The 17,940-nt window shown below is 54.4% G+C and carries 17 protein-coding genes; 8 read left to right on the forward strand and 9 right to left on the reverse strand.

What is annotated here, in order from left to right; genetic code table 11:
* Positions 1 to 104: 104 nt before the first annotated feature.
* The 3 genes from QWJ10_RS10735 (at position 105) to QWJ10_RS10745 (ending at position 3,190) form a co-directional block, all read left to right on the forward strand.
* Positions 105 to 839 carry an SDR family oxidoreductase gene (locus QWJ10_RS10735; protein ID WP_125889865.1) on the forward strand — a complete coding sequence of 245 codons (735 nt, stop codon included), beginning with the start codon at positions 105 to 107 and terminating at the stop codon, positions 837 to 839.
* A gap of 246 nt (positions 840 to 1,085) precedes the next feature.
* A complete protein-coding gene (locus QWJ10_RS10740; protein WP_122043707.1) occupies positions 1,086 to 1,619 on the forward strand; it encodes a gluconokinase in 534 nt (177 codons plus the stop codon).
* Positions 1,620 to 1,816: 197 nt separating this feature from the next.
* Positions 1,817 to 3,190 carry a GntP family permease gene (locus QWJ10_RS10745; RefSeq protein ID WP_074825918.1) on the forward strand — a complete coding sequence of 458 codons (1,374 nt, stop codon included), beginning with the start codon at positions 1,817 to 1,819 and terminating at the stop codon, positions 3,188 to 3,190.
* 68 nt (positions 3,191 to 3,258) lie between these two features.
* On the opposite strand, the gene QWJ10_RS10750 is transcribed toward QWJ10_RS10745, so the two are convergent.
* The 7 genes from QWJ10_RS10750 to QWJ10_RS10780 form a co-directional block, all read right to left on the reverse strand.
* Complete coding sequence (locus tag QWJ10_RS10750) at positions 3,259 to 4,323, reverse strand: serine hydrolase (RefSeq protein ID WP_289926247.1); 1,065 nt, start codon at positions 4,321 to 4,323, stop codon at positions 3,259 to 3,261.
* 101 nt (positions 4,324 to 4,424) lie between these two features.
* Entirely contained in the window at positions 4,425 to 5,150 is a 726-nt protein-coding gene (locus tag QWJ10_RS10755) for a methyl-accepting chemotaxis protein (protein ID WP_354669626.1), read from the reverse strand.
* Positions 5,151 to 5,353: 203 nt separating this feature from the next.
* Positions 5,354 to 6,301 (reverse strand): alpha/beta hydrolase, encoded by a 948-nt coding sequence (locus tag QWJ10_RS10760; RefSeq protein ID WP_289926248.1) that lies wholly within the window; start codon positions 6,299 to 6,301, stop codon positions 5,354 to 5,356.
* Positions 6,302 to 6,380: 79 nt separating this feature from the next.
* Complete coding sequence (locus QWJ10_RS10765) at positions 6,381 to 7,400, reverse strand: transketolase family protein (protein ID WP_125889861.1); 1,020 nt, start codon at positions 7,398 to 7,400, stop codon at positions 6,381 to 6,383.
* Entirely contained in the window at positions 7,400 to 8,245 is an 846-nt protein-coding gene (locus tag QWJ10_RS10770; protein ID WP_019364258.1) for a transketolase, read from the reverse strand. Before QWJ10_RS10770 ends, QWJ10_RS10765 begins: the two co-directional genes overlap by 1 nt.
* A gap of 21 nt (positions 8,246 to 8,266) precedes the next feature.
* A complete protein-coding gene (locus QWJ10_RS10775) occupies positions 8,267 to 9,565 on the reverse strand; it encodes an MFS transporter (RefSeq protein ID WP_010799083.1) in 1,299 nt (432 codons plus the stop codon).
* A gap of 108 nt (positions 9,566 to 9,673) precedes the next feature.
* The gene (locus tag QWJ10_RS10780) at positions 9,674 to 10,423 is read right to left on the reverse strand and encodes an SDR family NAD(P)-dependent oxidoreductase (RefSeq protein ID WP_197871722.1); all 750 of its coding nucleotides are present in this window, start codon (positions 10,421 to 10,423) and stop codon (positions 9,674 to 9,676) included.
* 167 nt (positions 10,424 to 10,590) lie between these two features.
* Here QWJ10_RS10780 and QWJ10_RS10785 point away from each other — a divergent pair, with 167 nt between their 5' ends.
* Positions 10,591 to 11,508, forward strand: a complete 918-nt coding sequence (locus tag QWJ10_RS10785; protein WP_026003744.1) for a LysR substrate-binding domain-containing protein — start codon at positions 10,591 to 10,593, stop codon at positions 11,506 to 11,508.
* A gap of 92 nt (positions 11,509 to 11,600) precedes the next feature.
* Here the strand turns inward: QWJ10_RS10785 and QWJ10_RS10790 are convergent, their stop codons facing one another.
* On the reverse strand, positions 11,601 to 12,431 hold the full coding sequence (locus tag QWJ10_RS10790) for a formyltransferase family protein (protein WP_162997664.1): 831 nt from the start codon (positions 12,429 to 12,431) through the stop codon (positions 11,601 to 11,603).
* 605 nt (positions 12,432 to 13,036) lie between these two features.
* Between QWJ10_RS10790 and QWJ10_RS10795 the strand changes: the two genes are divergently transcribed.
* From QWJ10_RS10795 to QWJ10_RS10810, 4 genes are all read left to right on the forward strand, one after another.
* Entirely contained in the window at positions 13,037 to 14,227 is a 1,191-nt protein-coding gene (locus QWJ10_RS10795) for a DegT/DnrJ/EryC1/StrS family aminotransferase (RefSeq protein WP_197871718.1), read from the forward strand.
* 20 nt (positions 14,228 to 14,247) lie between these two features.
* Positions 14,248 to 15,747, forward strand: coding sequence for an oligosaccharide flippase family protein (locus QWJ10_RS10800; protein ID WP_289926519.1), 1,500 nt, complete (start codon positions 14,248 to 14,250; stop codon positions 15,745 to 15,747).
* A gap of 2 nt (positions 15,748 to 15,749) precedes the next feature.
* Positions 15,750 to 16,682, forward strand: coding sequence for a glycosyltransferase (locus tag QWJ10_RS10805; protein WP_010799077.1), 933 nt, complete (start codon positions 15,750 to 15,752; stop codon positions 16,680 to 16,682).
* Positions 16,683 to 16,793: 111 nt separating this feature from the next.
* A complete protein-coding gene (locus QWJ10_RS10810; RefSeq protein WP_019366277.1) occupies positions 16,794 to 17,570 on the forward strand; it encodes a WbqC family protein in 777 nt (258 codons plus the stop codon).
* 127 nt (positions 17,571 to 17,697) lie between these two features.
* On the opposite strand, the gene QWJ10_RS10815 is transcribed toward QWJ10_RS10810, so the two are convergent.
* A complete protein-coding gene (locus QWJ10_RS10815) occupies positions 17,698 to 17,937 on the reverse strand; it encodes a TIGR02647 family protein (RefSeq protein ID WP_019366276.1) in 240 nt (79 codons plus the stop codon).
* Between the last annotated feature and the right edge of the window lie 3 nt (positions 17,938 to 17,940).

Consider the following 17,940-nt stretch of genomic DNA (forward strand, 5'->3'; position numbering starts at 1 on the left):
CTTGTTATAGGTCTGAGCCAATACACCGCCATTGGTTCGTTAGAGATTCCCCGCTTTACTTGATTAAGAACAGGCACGCCCTGAAACCACGTAGAGAGCAAACCATGTTTATCGTAACGGGTGGCACCCAGGGCATTGGCGCGGCGGTGGTTGAAAAACTGGTTGCTGAAGGGCATCAGGTCGTTTTTACCGGCCGGGACGAAAGTGCAGGGCAAGCCCTACAGACACGGCTGAAGACAGCAGTTTTTGTGGCAGGCGATGTCTTGAGTGAGCAGGACTGCCAAAAGGTCGTATCGCATGCAATGACATTGGGAGAGGGCCGACTGTCCGGCCTGGTCAACAGTGCCGGCATGTCCAGCCGTGGTGAATTCGGCACGATGACTCAGGACACCTGGGATCATCTTTTCGCGGTAAACACGCGCTCGGTGTTTTTCTACATCAAACATGCGCTTCCGGGCCTGCGGGCAGCCCATGGCGCGGTCGTTACAGTGTCTTCCATTGCAGGCAAGACCGGTGAACAAGGACTTGCAGCATACTGTGCAACCAAGGCCGCCCTGCTGGGACTCACCCAGGCGCTGGCGTTGGAATATGGCTCAGAGGTGCGCTTCAACGCGGTGTGCCCTGGGCAGATCGCTACGCGCATGATGGACAAGGTTATTCAGGATGCTGCTCATCTTGCTGCGCTTACCTCACGGATACCTGCAGGCCGCCTGGGCTCGCCCCAAGAGGTAGCCGAAGCGATCTACTGGTTGCTGTCGCCTGCATCAAGCTATATCAATGGCGCTACGCTCACCGTTGACGGTGCTGAGACCGCTGGCCTTATGAGCCCGAAAGGATAACGGAGAGCTGATCTTTTAACTGGCGTCAGCCTTTACCCCGTCACGTTTTTGGCGGAACCTTGGTATCAAAAGCGCTTGCCAAGTCCGGGCGGTATGCTTAAGTTAGCGCTGTCTCGAAAATTAAAGCAGTCAATCGTCATTGTTTTCGAGATGCATTATCTAGCAAACAAGAGCTACAACATACGAAGCCGCTATCTGTTCAGATTTTTTAATTGAAGATAGCGCTATCTTCGGCTGGAGAATCCTATGAATACGTATATCCCTGCCCTGGTTGTGATGGGCGTGGCTGGTTGTGGCAAGAGTTGCATTGGTGAGGCCATTGCTCAACGCAGCGGTGGTGTCCTGATCGAAGGTGACCAGTTTCATCCTGCTGCGAACATCGCCAAGATGAGTGCTGGCATTCCGCTCACCGATGAAGACCGCGCCGACTGGCTGACTCGCCTGGGTCAGGAAATGGCTAATGCCGTAAACGCAGGTATCAAGCCCGTTCTCACCTGTTCCGCTCTCAAACAGAAGTACCGTGACAAGCTTCGTTCCGCCGTTCCAGGCTTGGGCTTTGTATTTCTGAATCTTACCCGTGAAGACGCAGCCGTGCGTGTTGCCAACCGGCCTGGGCATTTCATGCCCGCAAGCCTGGTGGATAGTCAGTTTGCAGCGCTGGAGCCGCCTCTTCAGGAAGACGCGACCCTTGTTGTGGACGCGACACTGCCCATCGAGGTGATCAGCCAGCAGGCGTCCGACTGGTGGAACGATACGTTTGCGGCTGTTAAAAGCGCCTGACCGGCCGGACTCCCGTTAACGCTTCATCTATAACAATAACATGTGAGGCGACATGTCCGGCATGTATGGCTTTGCTCCTTACCTCACCCTCACTGCATGTTGCAGCGAGGGTGTTGACGTTCTGGTAGTCCTCAGGCGTCAGGCGCGCACATGTATGGCTTTCGCTAACGACCAACAACAATAGAAAGTGGCCCACCATGACTGAACCTACTGCGCTCAGCGCCAGTATATTGCTCCTCATAGCAGCAGGCGCTGTAATTCTGTTGCTCCTCCTGATTATGCGATTCAAGGTCCATGCTTTTCTGGCGCTTGTGCTGGTAAGTATCCTGACGGCACTCGCGACGCAGATCCCTTTTGACAAGGTAGTCCCGACACTATTGACCGGCTTTGGTAATACCCTTGCCTCGGTGGCATTGCTGGTTGGCTTGGGCGCCATGATCGGACGTCTTCTGGAGATTACAGGCGGTGCCCAGGTTCTCTCCGACACCCTGATCAATCGCTTCGGTGAACACCGTGCGCCCTTCGCACTTGGCGTAGCATCGCTGCTTTTCGGCTTTCCCATCTTCTTTGACGCGGGGCTGATCGTAATGCTGCCGATCATCTTCAGTGTGGCCAAGCGTCTGGGCGGCTCTACGCTGAGCTATGCGTTACCGGCGGCCGGTGCATTCGCCGCCATGCACGCGCTGGTTCCGCCGCACCCAGGCCCGGTTGCTGCCGCAGAACTTCTGGGTGCAAACATCGGTTTGCTGGTTATCGTTGGAGCCATCATCGCGCTGCCTACCTGGTATTTTGGCGCTTATCTGTTCGGCCTGTGGTCGGGCAAGAAATTTCATGTTGGTATTCCGGCAAGCTTTTTGACCGATGCTGACCGTGATACTACAGTTACCCCGCCCCGCTTCTCTACCGTACTTGCTATCCTGTTGTTGCCCTTGATCCTGATCTTTCTGGATACCGGCCTGAATACCTTGAGCGTTATGGGTACAGTCGATGGCAAAAGCACATGGGTCCAGTTCCTGCGGATGCTGGGCAAGACGCCAGTGGCCTTGCTGATCACGGTATTTTTTGCGTTGATCGTCTTTAGCGGTAGACACAGCCGTAAGCATCTGGAAAAAGTATGTGACGGCGCACTCGGCCCTATCTGCTCCATCGTACTAGTGACGGGCGCAGGTGGCATGTTTGGTGGTGTGCTGCGTACAAGTGGCATTGGCGACGCACTGTCTCAAATGCTGGCAGATACCGGACTTCCGGTAATCGTTGCGGCCTTTGTGATTTCGGCGGCGCTACGGGTAGCCCAAGGTTCGGCAACCGTTGCCCTCACAACCGCAGCCGCGCTCATGGCACCGACCGTAGCCGCAACCGGAGGACTGAGCCAGTTCGACCTGTGCTTTATCGTCGTGGCGATTGCCGGGGGCGCTACTGTGCTCTCCCATGTAAACGACTCCGGCTTTTGGCTGGTGGGTCGCTTCCTTGATATGGACGAAAAAACCACGCTTAAGACCTGGACCGTGATGGAAACGCTCATTGGTACTATCGCTTTCGTGTTGGCCTGGATAGGCAGCCTGATACTCTGACAGAGCATAAAACCGGACAGGTGAGTAACCACCTGTCCGGACGACTGCCTCACTCTTATCGCAAAACCTTACTGCGCGTAAACCTCGATAATGCTGCCCAACAAGCGGTGCAAGTCGTCCCGATGCCCCGAGCGCGCAGCCGAGGCGCTGCCATCTGAGGTCATGACGACCGTCAGCTTCTGGCGGGGCACGATATACAGCATCTGCCCACCGAATCCCCAGCCGTAATAGACCTCTTGGTTCGCGATTCGCGCAACAAACCAGCCATATCCATAACCATCCCCGGTATAGCGTGAGTAGGTACGAACCTGCCAGGATTCTTCTACCCAACGGGATGAGATCAGACGGCGACCGTCCTGGGTTACACCCTTCCTCCGGTACAGTTCGCCAAATGCCAGCAATGATCGTGGGCTCATGGCCATTTCGTTACCACCGATATAGACACCCTGCGGATCGCGACTCCAGCTGGTAATGGCAAAACTATCAAGAGGTTTCAGCCAGAGTTGGGCCAGCTGCAAGGTCGAGCGCCCGGTTTGTCGGGTCAAAATAGCCGAAAGCAGGTGAGTTGAGCCGGTAGAGTAGATCATGGGACCACCAGGGTCGTTTTCAAAAGGACGCGCCAGGGCAGCTTTCACCCAGTTTCTGCTAGCAACCCAGGCGCCATAGTTCGGCCCTGAGGTAGACGCCAGTCCCGCCTGCATGGACAGGAGATTGCCAATCGTAATGTCCTTCAGCCGCGGATCCGGTTTTGCCGGAAGGTCTTCTGACAACAGCGGAGCGATTGTTTGATCAGTCCCTTTGAGAATCCCCTTGTCAATGGCGATACCGATCAGCGCCGATACCACCAGCTTGGAGGCAGATTTGATATTGGTGGGTGTAGTTGTGCGGTGCCCTCGATAACCGCGCTCAGCCATCACCTGCCCATCGTAACTGACAATCACCGTTTCCAGCGGCCCAAGTGCTTGAGCATCATCCAGCACTTGGGACAAGTTGGGATTGGCAGAGGCGCTGATAGACACCCAGCACAAGACAATAAGCCCCATAGACCTAAAACGTGCCAAACGCCGAACAAGCGGAAGGATCGGATGCATGACCAGGACCACACTGACCTGAATGACAAATCCGACCGTCATTGACGGACAAACATGCCCTTCAACTCGTTACGTAGCATTTCATTCAGGCGTTATATAAGAGTGGAAAACCTTGTGAAGCCTGAACCATCCAGTCACCTAAATTACACTTGGAAGACGCTGACTCGATCCGCTAGCTGACTTGCCAGGCCAGCAAGCTGACGACTGGCATCCGCGATATGTTGTGAGCCTTTTGAGGTTTCCAGGCTTGCCCCGTGAATACGGTTGATATTGGTGCTTACCTCTTCTGCCACCACGCTTTGCTGTGCAGACGCTGAGGCAATCTGAGTGTTCATGCTGTTGATTGCGCCCACCTCACGGCTTATACCTTGAAGCGCGGCAACAGCATCCGTTGTCAGCACCTCGATGTCACGCGCCATGCTTCGGCTTAACTGCATTTCCTTGGCAGCGGTAGCCGTGCCTTCCTGTAGGGTTGCAATCATGCTTTCAATTTCGCGGGTGGATTCCTGAGTGCGCGTGGCGAGTGAGCGTACCTCATCGGCTACCACTGCAAAGCCTCGTCCATGTTCTCCCGCCCGTGCTGCCTCGATTGCCGCATTGAGTGCCAGCAAGTTGGTCTGCTCAGCCACTGACTTAATGACAGCCACGATTTTCTCGATATCTGCACTGTTGGTAGATACCATCTGTACCGTATTGGTGGCTTGCTCCATAGTCCTAACCAATGTTTGAACCGCCTTGCCTGCATTGACGATCAGCGTATTACCCTGCTCTACCTGTTCATCCGCATTGCCTGTTGCCTGGGCTGCGGAGGCTGCATAGTCTGCAACCTCACCCACCTTCGTTGTCATTTCGTTGACCGCAGCGGTCATCTGTTCAGCCTGAGTCGATTGCGTGCTTGGTTTTACGCCCTCGTGGAGACAGGGATAGTAATACTCATCCAGATCTTAAAGATGATGGTGTGCATCAATGATCGGCAAGTCGCTCATTGCTATTCTCCTTCGGAGGCCGGTCCTAGATTCAGACGCAGCTTCTTGATTACCACAGCCGACAGGGTCGGCTGTGGTGACTGTAATTAAAGAGATACCTTCAGCATGCGTTTGAGCGCGGCACTTATGTCGGCACGGCAGGTGTCGGAGCGCTGGCCAGAAAAACGGTCAAACCCATGGAATACGCCCGGGTAAACATGAAGCTCCAGTGGCACACCTGCACGCGAAAGCCGCATACCGTACTGCACATCTTCTTCGAGGAAAAGATCCAGCGCGCCTACTGCCATGAACGTAGTCGGCAGACCAGACAGGTCATCAGCCAATGCGGGCGAGAAATAACCCATCTGGCTGGCGCTTAGTTCATATGCGCCTTGCATGCATTTCCAGGCAAACTGGTTATCTTCTGCCGTCCAGTAGAATTCTCCCGTACTCGAATTCGACAGAGGTGCCTCTGCCGTACCGGTTCGGTAGTCCAACATGGGATAGATCAGCATCTGCCCGGCGAGAGGATAACGGCCCCTGTCGCGTGCCAGGAGCGCCAGTGCAGCGGCAAGTCCTCCGCCAGCACTATGCCCCATCACTAATACCCGATGCCTATCGACCTGGAGTGTATCGGCTTGCTTGAAAAGCCATTCCAGACCGGCATAACAGTCCTCCAGCGGCCCAGGAAACGGCGTTTCAGGCGCAAGGCGATAATCAACGCCAACGACCACTGCACCCAATGCTTGGGCGAGCTCAGTCAGGTAATCGTCAACCATGGCCGTGTCGCCAACGACGAAACCACCTCCATGCAGGTACAAAATGGCCGGTCGGTTAGTGTGCAGCTTGGATTCAGGTCGATAAACACATAGCTGAAGACTGATGCCTAGACTCGGACCTGGAATGGCAACTGGGTCATAACCGAGAAATGCCGGGCTCGGGTAACCGGCTCGCAGGCGATCGCGAATCGCAGGTAGCGCTTCTTGGGTCCACGGCTCACCGGGTGGCTGGGCATAAGCCAGATAGTCAGGATCAACTAAAGCATGAGTCTTCATAAGGGAGCATATCGGTCAGGGATTGCAGGAGGACAGAATGACAAGGTAAGAATCAGTGATCCGCACCTTGTCGCTTCGACTACAGCCAACCCTTGATCTGCGCTGCGACCGCCTGGGTGGAAATCCCGTAGCGATCATGCAGAGTGGGCAGCGCGCCAGCATCGAGAAACGCATCCGGCAGCGCGATCTGCCTGAACGTCGGCGTCACACCGTTGCGTAGGAGCAGGCTGGCGACCGCCTCCCCCAGACCGCCCATGATGGAATGGTTTTCCACTGTTACCACAAGCCGCCCCGGCTTTCGGGCCTCCGCCAGGATAGTCTGTTCATCGAGTGGCTTGATCGTTGGTACATGAAGGATGGACGCGTCGATACCGTCTGCACGGAGCTGATCAGCCGCCTCTACTGCACGCATGGTCATGAGTCCTGTCGAGATGATCAACACATCCTTGCCTGGACAGAGCGTCTTGGCCTTGCCGATTTCAAACTTATAGTCGAATCGATCCAGCACGATCGGTACATTGCCACGCAGCAAACGCATATATACCGGGCCATTATGGGCTGCGATAGCGGGTACAGCCTGCTCAATCTCCAATGCGTCACACGGGTCGATAACCATCAGGTTGGGCATGGCGCGGAAGATCGCCAGGTCATCGGTGGCCTGATGGCTCGGGCCATAACCTGTAGTGAGCCCTGGCAAGGCACATACGATCTTGACGTTGAGATTTTCCTCGGCGATGGCCATGCAGATGAAATCATACGCGCGGCGTGAGGCGAATACGGCATAGGTGGTCGCGAATGGCGTGAACCCCTCACGGGCCATTCCTGCAGCGGCGCTCATCAGAAGCTGCTCGGCCATACCCATTTGATAGAAACGATCTGGATGCGCCTTGGCAAAGATATGCAGATCCGTGTACTTGGCAAGGTCAGCCGAGAGCCCGACGATGTCCTTGCGTTGCTCTGCCAACGCCGCCAATGCATGACCAAAGGGGGCTGGGCGTGTGGGTTGGCCCTCGCTGGCAATGGATGCGATCATCGCCGATGTAGTCAGGCGCTTCTTGGCCGGTGCGGCCGTTACAGTTGCAGAGGTTGGCGTATTCATCAGACTCTCCCGACTTCAAGGGCTTCCAGGGCTTTTTCCCATTCATTCTCGTCCACCCGAATGAAATGGGTCTTGTCACGTGTTTCCAGGAACGGCACGCCCTTACCCATGCGTGTGTCGCAAATGATGACGCGAGGCTGGGGGCCGGTGTTTTGCCTGGCATTATCGAATGCTGTTACCAACGCACCGAGATCGTTACCGTCGATCCGTTGCGTGTACCAGCCGAAGGCCTGCCAGCGATCGACAATCGGCTCGAACGCCAGGATTTCACTGGAACGCCCGTCGGCTTGTTGGTTGTTTACATCGATTACGGCAATCAGGTTATCGAGCTTCCAGTGGGACGCCGACATTGCTGCCTCCCAGGTGGAGCCCTCATTTAGTTCGCCATCAGAAAGCAGGTTGTAAACAAACGCCTCGGAGTGCTTGCGCTTGAGGCCCAGGCATGCCCCTACGGCAATCCCTAAACCATGTCCCAGAGAGCCGCCTGTGATTTCCATACCGGGGGTGTAGGCAGCCATGCCGGACATCGGCAGACGGCTGTCATCGGTACCATAGGTTTCCAGTTCATCAAGGGGAACGATGCCCGCCTCGATCAGTGCGGCGTAAAGCGCAATAGCATAATGACCAATAGACAGGTAGAAACGGTCACGCCCTTCCCACTCGGGGTTTTCGGGCTGATAACGCATTGCATGGAAGTAAGACGCGGCGAGCAGATCGGCTGCCCCCAATGCCTGACCGATATAGCCCTGACCCTGCACCTGCCCCATGCGTAAGGCATGGCGGCGAATGTTGTAGGCGCGCTCCGCGAGATCGGGCGCGCCTGTCGGAACAGATTGTGTTTGCATGGTATGACTCCTTGCTTGAACTCAACGATTGACCAGGGCAGCAGGGATACGGAAGACCAACAGGGCCCCGAATGCCAGCACACCGGTAATGAGGTACATACCAATCGCACTGGAGCCTGTGGACGTGGTGATCCAGCCGATCAGATAAGGTGAGCAGAAGCCCGCCAGGTTGGCGAAGCTATTGACGGCGGCAATGCCGGCAGCAGCCGAAACACCACCCAGCAGATTGGTAGGCAGCATCCAGAACAGTGAGGAGGCAGAGAGAATACCGGCAGCAGCGAGGCAAAGGCTCAGGATAGAGGCGCTGATATGACCACCCAGCAGCGCGGCGAGTGTCAGACCTGTCGCACCGGCCACCATGGGAACAGCCAGATGCCAACGACGCTCACGATGTCGATCCCCGCTTCGGCCGGCCAGCAGCATCGCCACAATGGCGCAGCAGTACGGCAAACTCGTCAGCAGCCCGATATGCAAGGGGTCAGCGATACCGGCGTTGCGTACCAGGGTAGGTAGCCAGAACGTGATTGCATACTGGCCCATCACCACACAAAAGTAGATGGATGCCAACAGCCAGAGCCGACGATCACGGATAAACGCACCTGCCGAGGCATGGGTGACCTTGTGCTGCTCATCTTCAGCCAGTTCGCTGCTGATCAGTTTCTTTTCATCGTCATCCAGCCAATGGGCATCCTTGACGCCATCCTTCAGGTAACTCAGTACCATCAAACCGACCACAACGGTAGGAACGGCTTCGATCAGAAACATCCACTGCCAACCGGCCCAACCGTGCACGCCGGCGAAACGCTCCATGATCCAGCCGGACAGCGGGCCGCCTACCATGCCGGACAATGGGATGGCGATAAACCACAGTACCGTCATCTTGGCGCGGCGGTAGGACGGGAACCAATACGTGAGGTAAAGCAGCAGGCCCGGAGCTAGCCCTGCCTCGGCAATGCCCAGCAAGAAGCGAAGCACATAGAACTGCCATGCCGTTTCGACAAAGGCAAACAGGGCTGAGATGATGCCCCAGGTAATCATGATCCGGGCGATCCAGCGCCGGGCACCCACCCTGTGCAGAATGATGTTGCTTGGGACTTCGCACAGGAAGTAACCGATGAAAAACATCCCAGCGCCCAGCCCATAGACCGCCTCGCTCAAGGCCAGGTCATTCATCATCTGGAGCTTGGCAAACCCGACGTTCACTCGATCCAGGTAAGCGCAGAGATAGCAGAGCATTAGAAAAGGCATCAGCCGCCAGGCTGTCTTGCGATAGGCGTTTGAACGCGCGGTCGCAACCGCGTCGAGGGTAAGTGTCGTCATGGTGTCTGATCTCTTGTTCTTATAGTGGCCGGACGAGTTTTCAGAGACTCGCCGGAACGTCAGAGGCAGCACGAGGGACGAGCCACCCGCAGGCTCGTCCTTGAAACGTCAGTGAATTAGCATCCCGCCATTTACATCCAGTGTGGTGCCGGTCAGGTAGCCGGAGAGATCGCTGGCCAGGAACAACGCAGCATTGGCGACATCCTTGGCTTCGCCCAGACGACCCAGCGGAATGCCTTCGATGATGGCGTGACGGCGCTCGTCATGCATCAGACCACCCGTAATGTCGGTTTGGATAAGCCCGGGCGTAATGGAGTTGACGCGTACGTTGTCTGGTCCTAGTTCACGTGCCATCGCCTTGGCCAGACCCAGCACCCCTGCCTTGGCAGCGCTGTAATGCGGACCGCCAAAAATACCGCCGCCGCGCTGGGCCGAGACGGATGACAGGCACACGATACTGCCAGACTTTTGTTGGCGCATGGCAGGAATAACCGCCTGGGACATCAGGAGCGTACCGCGCAGGCTAACGTCCAGCACCTTGTCGTAGTCCTGACGCTGGATATCCAATGTCTTGAGAGGCTGAGTAATACCGGCATTGTTTATCAGAATATCGATACGACCATACTGCTCCAGCACTTTGGCTACCGCATTCTTGACCTGAGCTTCATTCGCTACGTTAGCGGCAAGCCCCAAGTGTTCGGTACCCAGGGACGCCGCAGCAGCAGCCGAGGCGGCCTCATCCAGATCGAGAATAACGACGCGGGCACCGTGCTCAGCAAAGGTTCTGGAAGTGGCTCTACCGATACCGCGTTCTGAAGCTGCACCGGTGATAATGGCGATCTTGCCTTCGAGTAGCATAGGACTGCTCCTGAATTATTTTTATGGATTCGGCTCAAGGCGGGCCGTTATGTGCAGATTCCTTGGTTCGCAGTGCGCTGGCAATCCTGAAAAAGTCACTCTATGCTGAAAAAAATTCAGCATAGAGCGTTGGCACGCTTCAGCATTCACAGGAGGGAACAGACATAATGCCCAGCGAAGGAAACCGCCTATTATCGCTTCCGCCCTTCAAGGCCATCCAAGCCTTTGAAATGGCAGCGCGCCTGGGTAACGTCGCTAGGGCGGCCGAACAACTGGATCTAACGCCTTCCGCGGTCAGCCATCAGATCGCCAATCTGGAAACGTTAATTGGCCGTCCGTTGTTTCGGCGGACAGCCAAAGGCGTGACGCTAACGCCCTGCGGCGAGCAATACCTGAGGGACGTATCTGGAGTCCTCGATACGCTTGCAACAGCCACCCAACGGGCCAGCAGTGATCTCAGTCAGGATTGCCTGCGCCTGCACTCCTCACCTAGCTTCGGCCTGCTTTGGTTACTGCCTCGCCTCGAAGCCTTTCAAGCCAGCCATCCTGACATACAGATCAACCTGTCATGCTCCTACGAGGCGCTGCATTTCAGCCGGGACAAGGTCGATCTGGATATCCGCCACGGCGTACCCAACTGGAATACGCTCGAAGTACGAACGATTCGCCATGAGCATGTAGCCGTCATGGCTTCTCCAGCACTGCTGCAGAAACAGCCGATAGCGGCTCCTCACGATTTGCTGACATGCAATCTGATTCTGTCTGAGGCAACCCTGGTCCAATGGCCTCAATGGTTTGCCCAACAAGGTCTTTCACTTCCCGAGGCTCCGTTTTCACTAAGCTTTGACCGTTCCTACATGACACTCGAAGCGGCCAGCCATGGATTGGGTTTCGCACTGGAAAGCACCCTGCTGGCACGTGAATATCTGGAACAGGGCAAGCTCGTCTCGGTATTTGGTGCTGAATTCTGTAGCCCGGTCAGCGCACACCATCTGGTATTTCCCCGCAGCCACTCGGACTTTCCTCGTGTTAGGCGCTTTCTCGCCTGGCTGCAGCAGGAGCTTGGTCATGACTTCAGCTACTAGATGAGCAGGGTTATGAAATCCACCTACACCACTGGAGAACGGGCCGCCGGCAGCCACTATAGGCGGCCCAATGCAGGCATGTGCAACAACTGCTATTCGGCAGTGACATCTGCAAATTTAAGACAGTAGGTGTGATCAATCTGCATGCCGATAGGTTGCTGCCCGTTTATAAGCAGACGCCCGAAAACCTCATGATCACCCAGGGAGCTCATCTGGGAAACCGTAATTGTTCGAATCCTGAACCACTGACTGCCGTACGCCAGACGGACACCGGCGTAGCATGCCTGGCTTCTTGAGAGATTAAGGATGTCTGATGCAGACATGCTTTCGTTGATGATGATGGAGGCTGCCGCGAAGGGCGGATAGTAAGAGCCCTCGCTGTTTTGAACGGGCTCCAACTCACCGTTCAGATAACGGACAAGGTCACCCATAAGCACAGGCGTCTTCGCAAAGAGTGCCTGCAACAGATCCTTTTCGCTCATCCAATAATAAAAAGCGACCTTTTCTCTGGAGATGATCGCGCCTTCATCAATGGCCACCGTAACCTTGTGCAGCGATATACCGATCTCCTTCTCTCCCGCCGCGATGGCATGGAAGATTGGATGCTTTCCCTTATAGGTTGGCAGGTAGCTCGTGTGAATATTGAAGAAGGTGAACCTGCTTAACAGGTCGGGCTTGATGATCCGACTGAAATAACAAATAACACAGAAATCAATATCATTAACACCTGCCAGGGCCGTTTCGATGTCCTTATGGGAAGAAGCTACGCTGAGCGGAATATTTCTTAGAACGGTACAGGTTAGAAGGTCGTCATTCAAAAGCTGACTTTCGCAAATGACACCCACAACCTCAAAATCTTGACTGCAACAAAAATAATCTAGAACAGCGGCATTACTGCCCAAAAAAACCATCTTATACGTCATAAGTACTTGCCTGATCGCCATGCCCATACGCTGGCAGTTTAAAAGCAAGTAACTGTACCGATATACAATAAGCGCTGTAAAGGCATTAATACCTAGATAACAAAAGGATTAATTATTTATATAATAAAACGGACGTTTGACTTTTTTCACCCGGAATATTTTCAAGCCATTTCTCATAATTAAAGAATGTATCTTTTTTTGTTTTCCTCCTATGCTCGAAGCATCAAGAGCTCAATGCCGCTCTGCTTCAATACTTTACTTATTTCCAAGGCCGCATCTTACAGACGCCGCCAATACAGGCCTGCAGACGAACGTAAGCCTGAATGCAAGCCTGTTAATGAACCTGTATGTAAAAAGCTTTATATAACCGTCCCTGAGCCACTTACGCAAAACAATAACCAAATATTCTTACCAGCCATTTGAACTTAATTAATCTCAGGCTATTCCTATTACGTGTTTCATAAAAAGACGCACTCCAGGCTACCGCTGTAATGGGATGCTGCTTTTGCTTGGGACCATCCATATAGATAGGCGACATTGAGAAATCTATAAATAGTAATCATTCCCGCTTTAAAGGTTTAACTGCTCATTGGACGAGGAACAAAATGATCAATGTTACGCAGCCTTTCCCTGGTAACAAAGCCAAACTCCAAGCGTATATTGACCAGATATACGCTTCGGGCTGTTTTACCAATCATGGTCCTCTTACCCGTCAACTTGAGCATCGCCTAAAGGAGTACCTAGGTGTACGGAATATCGTGCTTACAAGCAACGGTACCCTGGCTCTTCAGATCGCCTACCGTGCTTTGGGTATTCAAGGTAGCGCAATCACAACACCGTTCAGCTTCATTGCAACCAGTAGCACACTGCAATGGGAGCATATTCGTCCGGTTTTCTCAGATATCGATCCTGTTACCTGGAACCTTGATCCCAGCCAGATCGAAGCCAGGCTGCAAAAGGACACTTCAGCCATCGTTGCAACCCATGTATTCGGTAATCCGTGCGATGTGGAGCGCATCCAGGCAATCGCTGACCGTAACGGTCTGAAAACCATCTACGACGGCGCTCATGCCTTTGGCGTTCGCTATAAGGGAGAATCGATTGCCAACTGGGGCGATATCTGTACCTTGAGTTTTCACGCTACCAAGGTTTTCCATACCATCGAAGGGGGCGCCATCGTCACCAATGATGATGATTTGGCTCAACGTGCCCGTGAACTTGCCAACTTTGGTTTCTCCGAAGGCAATCGATTGAGTGGTCCGGGTATCAACGCCAAGCTCAACGAATTCTCTGCCGCAATGGGGCTCTGTGTTCTTGACGATATTGATCTGATCCTAGAGGAGCGGGCTGAAATCGGTCATCGGTATGAATTAGCCTTGGCAGGCTATCTGGATCTTCAGCATCAGCAGCCGGGTAGCGAACGTAACTACAGCTATTTTCCAATCGCTCTGCAGGAAGAAAGCGAGCTGCTCAGAGTGACAGGTCAGCTTAACGAAAGGCAGATCAATCCACGCCGCTACTTCTACCCTTCTCTCGATACCGTTGAATACCTTCAGCCGCAGCAGCCTCAATGGATTTCCAGAGGCTTGAGTAAACGCGTGCTCTGCCTGCCGATCTTTCCCGGACTTACTTGGGAGTCGCAGCGCACGGTTATCGAAACGGTGCTCAGGGAAGTCGAGACCAGACAGCTCGTACGCTCGCAGCGCGAGACGTCCGGGCCTTACCAGGACGCCTTTACTTTCAACACCATGAGTGCCCTACCTCTGTCCAACATGTGCAAGAAGTTCACTCTGTGAGCACTTCCCTAAAACGTTTTATGCTTAAGAACACCGGGCTCAGTTACCTGGGTCAGATCTATGTAATGCTGGCCGGCATCCTGATCATGCCGTTCTACCTCAGGCATATGGGTGCCGAAGCCTATGGCCTGATCGGTTTTTTTACGGCCATGCAGGCGTGGCTTTATCTGTTGGATGCGGGACTGTCGCCCGCGCTTGCCCGTCAGATCGCTCATTTTCGGGGCACTCAGCAACACAGCCGATACACCTCCGGCCGTCTGCTGCGCTCGTTCGAGTTGCTTATCCTGCCGATAGCCGTGCTGACCGGCCTGGCTATTCATATGGGCAGTAATGCCATAGCCCATGGGTGGCTGCAGGCGAGCCAGCTCGATCCTGTGATGATTGGGCAGTGCATTAGCCTGATGGGGCTGATGATAGTGCTGAAGCTTTACGCCACGCTCTACAAGAGCGGTATTCAAGGCATGGAGCAGCATCATTGGCTCAACGGCATCAATGTCTTTTTTGCAACGCTCCGGTATTTTGGCGCGCTGTTGTTTATTACCTATGTCAGCGCACAGCCCCTGCACTTCTTTCTCTATCAGACACTCGTAGGGCTGCTGGAAACGTTGTCCTTTGCTCACCGAGCCTATGATCTGATGCCCCGTCCTCGTCGCCTGACTGGATTTCACTGGCGGCTGGTCAAGCCTGTTTTACCGTTTGCCCTAGGTATGTCGTCCAGTACCGTACTGTGGATGCTGCAAACCCAGCTGGATAAGGTGCTGCTTTCCAAAGCGCTTACGTTGCAGGAATACGGCTATTTCTCGTTGGTTGCCCTGATCGCGACCGGCATTCTGTCGCTGACCAACCCCCTTGTACAAACGCTGTTGCCACGCCTGACCATGCTGACAGCGGAAGGCCGAATGACTGAGATGCGGGCGTTATACCTGAACGTATCACGTCTGTTTTGCAGTGTGCTGTTTCCTATGGCTGGTGTGATCGCCTTTCATGGACAAGCGCTTCTCCATGCCTGGACAGGCAACGCCGAGGCCGCGCTCTGGAGCGGTCCTGTCCTGGTCTGGTACGTTCTTGGCAGTGCGTTACTCGCCATGAGCGGGTTTCAATTCTATTTGCAATATGCTCATGGTCAACTGCGGATGCATGTCTGGTTTGGTATCTGCTCAACGGCCATCAGCGTGCCGCTCATGGCTTATGCGATTCTGACCCATGGCGCGCTAGGGGCTGCCGGCGTCTGGTTTGCCGTCAGCCTTGCCTCACTGGTCATCTGGCCTCATATCGTTCATGAGCGGTATTCACCGGGCCTCAGCTTCCTTTGGTTGTCGGACCTTTTGCGTATAGCCGCCATGACCGCCCTCGGCCTGGCGGTAGGCGACTGGCTGCTGCCAGCCCTGGATGGCAGCCAACGGATCGAGACCTTTATAGGTCTGGCGGGACGAGGACTGCTCTGTCTGCTGCTGGTGTTTGTGTCTGCCAAAGCCGTATTTTCAAAACCGTATCTCTTGGATCAAACCCCGAGCGTTTAATCATGGAAGCAAGAACCGAACAGGTCATCAGGGAGCACTGGGGTGCTGATGAGAAACCGCTGGTCAGTGTTGTCTGCCTGACCTTCAACCAAGCGGCGTTCATCCGAGAAACGCTAGAGGGCTTCCTGATTCAGGAGACGCGGTTTCCCTTCGAGGTCATCGTGCATGACGACGCTTCGACGGATGGAACACAAGCCATCATCCAGGAATATGCCGCACGCTATCCCTCCATCATCAAGCCTATCTACCAGCAGCAGAACCAATACAGCCTGGGTGTTCCGTTCATTACTAAAATCTTTGCCTCGCTGGACACCCCTTATATTGCCATTTGCGAAGGTGATGATTTTTGGACGGACCCGCACAAGTTACAGCTGCAGGTCGACTTTCTTGAGCGCCATGAAGACTATGTGATGGCGTTCCACGACGCCTATATGTTCAACGAGCAGGGCATTATCCGAAACGTTCAACTGGCCGGACTGCATCGGCGCGATGCAAGTCAGCAGGAACTGCTGCGAGCCCGGTACTTTTCTACGCTCACCGTCTGCTTTCGCAATGTGATCAAGGCCCTTCCGCCCGAGCTGCACGGTGTACGTATGGAGGACATGTGCTGGTGGTCATTGCTGGGCGCTCACGGCAAAGGCAAGTACATGAAAGAAATCCGTCCGGCTGCCTACCGTGTGCACAAGAATGGTGTCTTGTCGATGCGTCCGCAAAAGCACCGCACCGCCATGAGCCTGCACGCCTACTACAGCCTGGCCCGCTACTACCAGCGCATCGGCCAGCAAGACCTATATGAATATTTCATGACTCAGGTATTCAGCCAGTCCCTGATTGTAATGACCCACCGCAACCGCATTCAGGCCTTCCTGCAATTGGCCCGCAAGGTTCTATTCAAACCCTTCACCAACATCATTCCTTCGGTCATTCGAAAATGATCAGGCTTTCCTCAGCAGTATTGCTGCCCTGCGGTGCAGCTTCTGGCCCAAGAACGCTCACGCGAACGCACGCCTACCCGATTCCCGTCATGCCGTGCAAGGAGAAGCACCATGCTTAAAACGATTTCAATGATGCAGCCCTATCTGTTTCCCTACCTGGGCTACTTTCAGCTGATCGCCGCCAGTGACGTCTTTGTGCTGGTCGATGACCTGCAGTTCGTCAAAGGCTCCTGGATGAACCGCAACCGGGTATTGACTCACGATGGTCAGCCCAAGCTGATTACCTTTCCGCTGCGTAAGGGCAGTCGCCGGGCCGCTATCAATGAGCGCTGGCTGTCAGAGACGTTCGACCAGGAAGCAGACGCACTGCTTACCATGCTTGAGCACACCTACAAGAAAGCCCCCTATAAAACAGAAGTCCTAGCGCTGCTCAAAAGCATCTTTGCCAATCCGGATCGTAACCTTGCGCGGTTCACCGAAAACTCGATTCGAGCCCTGTGCCGGTATATGAAAATCGAGACGCCCATCCTGATGCTTTCAGAACTGGCGGATACCCGGGCGATGGATAAGCAGGACCGCATCATTCGGATCGTTCAACAGTTAGAAGGCACCCGCTACCTCAACTCAATCGGCGGCGTCCCGCTCTACTGTCCTGACTATTTCGCCGATCATGGGCTGCAATTGCGCTTCATCAAGATGGATGAAGTGACCTATCCTCAGCTTACCGCTGAGTTCGTCCCTTCCCTTTCCATTATCGACGTGCTGATGTTCAATTCAGCGGAGTCTGTACAAGAACTGCTTACTCGCTATACGTTGATAGAGGGCGTGGCACACTCGGACTCACAGGTTGAGGTTGATACAATCCAGCCTGAGTGTGCCGTCATATAGACGCGATCACTTGACGGGTGTATCAGCATCAACAGGCAGGCTACTGGGTTTTCAGTACGGTACCGTAGCCTGCCATCATAACGATTTACTCAGACGAACCCCGCAACGAAGGACTTCTTTGCAGTCCTTACGCCGTTGGGTTCAAGATCGTCAACAACACCTGAGCGTGTTCTGCTGCATCCCTTCCCAAGCCTGTCAGATAACCACCGTCGACTTGACTGATCAGGCCCTTTTCATGAAGTCGCTTGATAGCGGCCAGGACTTCTTGCGTGGCGTCGTGGTGCACCTTTAAACCGGCCAGACTGTTGCTAAGGTCATATCGAGCCAGAAGGTTCATTTCTTCGATGAGTTCTTGGGTATACGGCATGGC

Source organism: Pseudomonas sp. WAC2, assembly GCF_030403525.1.
GTDB lineage: Bacteria > Pseudomonadota > Gammaproteobacteria > Pseudomonadales > Pseudomonadaceae > Chryseomonas > Chryseomonas luteola.

Bases quoted from the DNA above. Each gene is read 5' to 3' on its own strand.
- QWJ10_RS10745 (WP_074825918.1), top strand. From the start codon at position 1,817: ATGACTGAACCTACTGCGCTCAGCGCCAGTATATTGCTCCTCATAGCA.
- QWJ10_RS10790 (WP_162997664.1), bottom strand. From the start codon at position 12,431: ATGACGTATAAGATGGTTTTTTTGGGCAGTAATGCCGCTGTTCTAGAT.
- QWJ10_RS10815 (WP_019366276.1), bottom strand. From the start codon at position 17,937: ATGCCGTATACCCAAGAACTCATCGAAGAAATGAACCTTCTGGCTCGA.
- QWJ10_RS10770 (WP_019364258.1), bottom strand. From the start codon at position 8,245: ATGCAAACACAATCTGTTCCGACAGGCGCGCCCGATCTCGCGGAGCGC.
- QWJ10_RS10810 (WP_019366277.1), top strand. From the start codon at position 16,794: ATGCTTAAAACGATTTCAATGATGCAGCCCTATCTGTTTCCCTACCTG.
- QWJ10_RS10785 (WP_026003744.1), top strand. From the start codon at position 10,591: ATGCCCAGCGAAGGAAACCGCCTATTATCGCTTCCGCCCTTCAAGGCC.
- QWJ10_RS10740 (WP_122043707.1), top strand. From the start codon at position 1,086: ATGAATACGTATATCCCTGCCCTGGTTGTGATGGGCGTGGCTGGTTGT.
- QWJ10_RS10805 (WP_010799077.1), top strand. From the start codon at position 15,750: ATGGAAGCAAGAACCGAACAGGTCATCAGGGAGCACTGGGGTGCTGAT.
- QWJ10_RS10735 (WP_125889865.1), top strand. From the start codon at position 105: ATGTTTATCGTAACGGGTGGCACCCAGGGCATTGGCGCGGCGGTGGTT.
- QWJ10_RS10755 (WP_354669626.1), bottom strand. From the start codon at position 5,150: ATGACCGCTGCGGTCAACGAAATGACAACGAAGGTGGGTGAGGTTGCA.
- QWJ10_RS10795 (WP_197871718.1), top strand. From the start codon at position 13,037: ATGATCAATGTTACGCAGCCTTTCCCTGGTAACAAAGCCAAACTCCAA.
- QWJ10_RS10765 (WP_125889861.1), bottom strand. From the start codon at position 7,400: ATGAATACGCCAACCTCTGCAACTGTAACGGCCGCACCGGCCAAGAAG.
- QWJ10_RS10800 (WP_289926519.1), top strand. From the start codon at position 14,248: ATGCTTAAGAACACCGGGCTCAGTTACCTGGGTCAGATCTATGTAATG.
- QWJ10_RS10775 (WP_010799083.1), bottom strand. From the start codon at position 9,565: ATGACGACACTTACCCTCGACGCGGTTGCGACCGCGCGTTCAAACGCC.
- QWJ10_RS10760 (WP_289926248.1), bottom strand. From the start codon at position 6,301: ATGAAGACTCATGCTTTAGTTGATCCTGACTATCTGGCTTATGCCCAG.
- QWJ10_RS10750 (WP_289926247.1), bottom strand. From the start codon at position 4,323: ATGACGGTCGGATTTGTCATTCAGGTCAGTGTGGTCCTGGTCATGCAT.
- QWJ10_RS10780 (WP_197871722.1), bottom strand. From the start codon at position 10,423: ATGCTACTCGAAGGCAAGATCGCCATTATCACCGGTGCAGCTTCAGAA.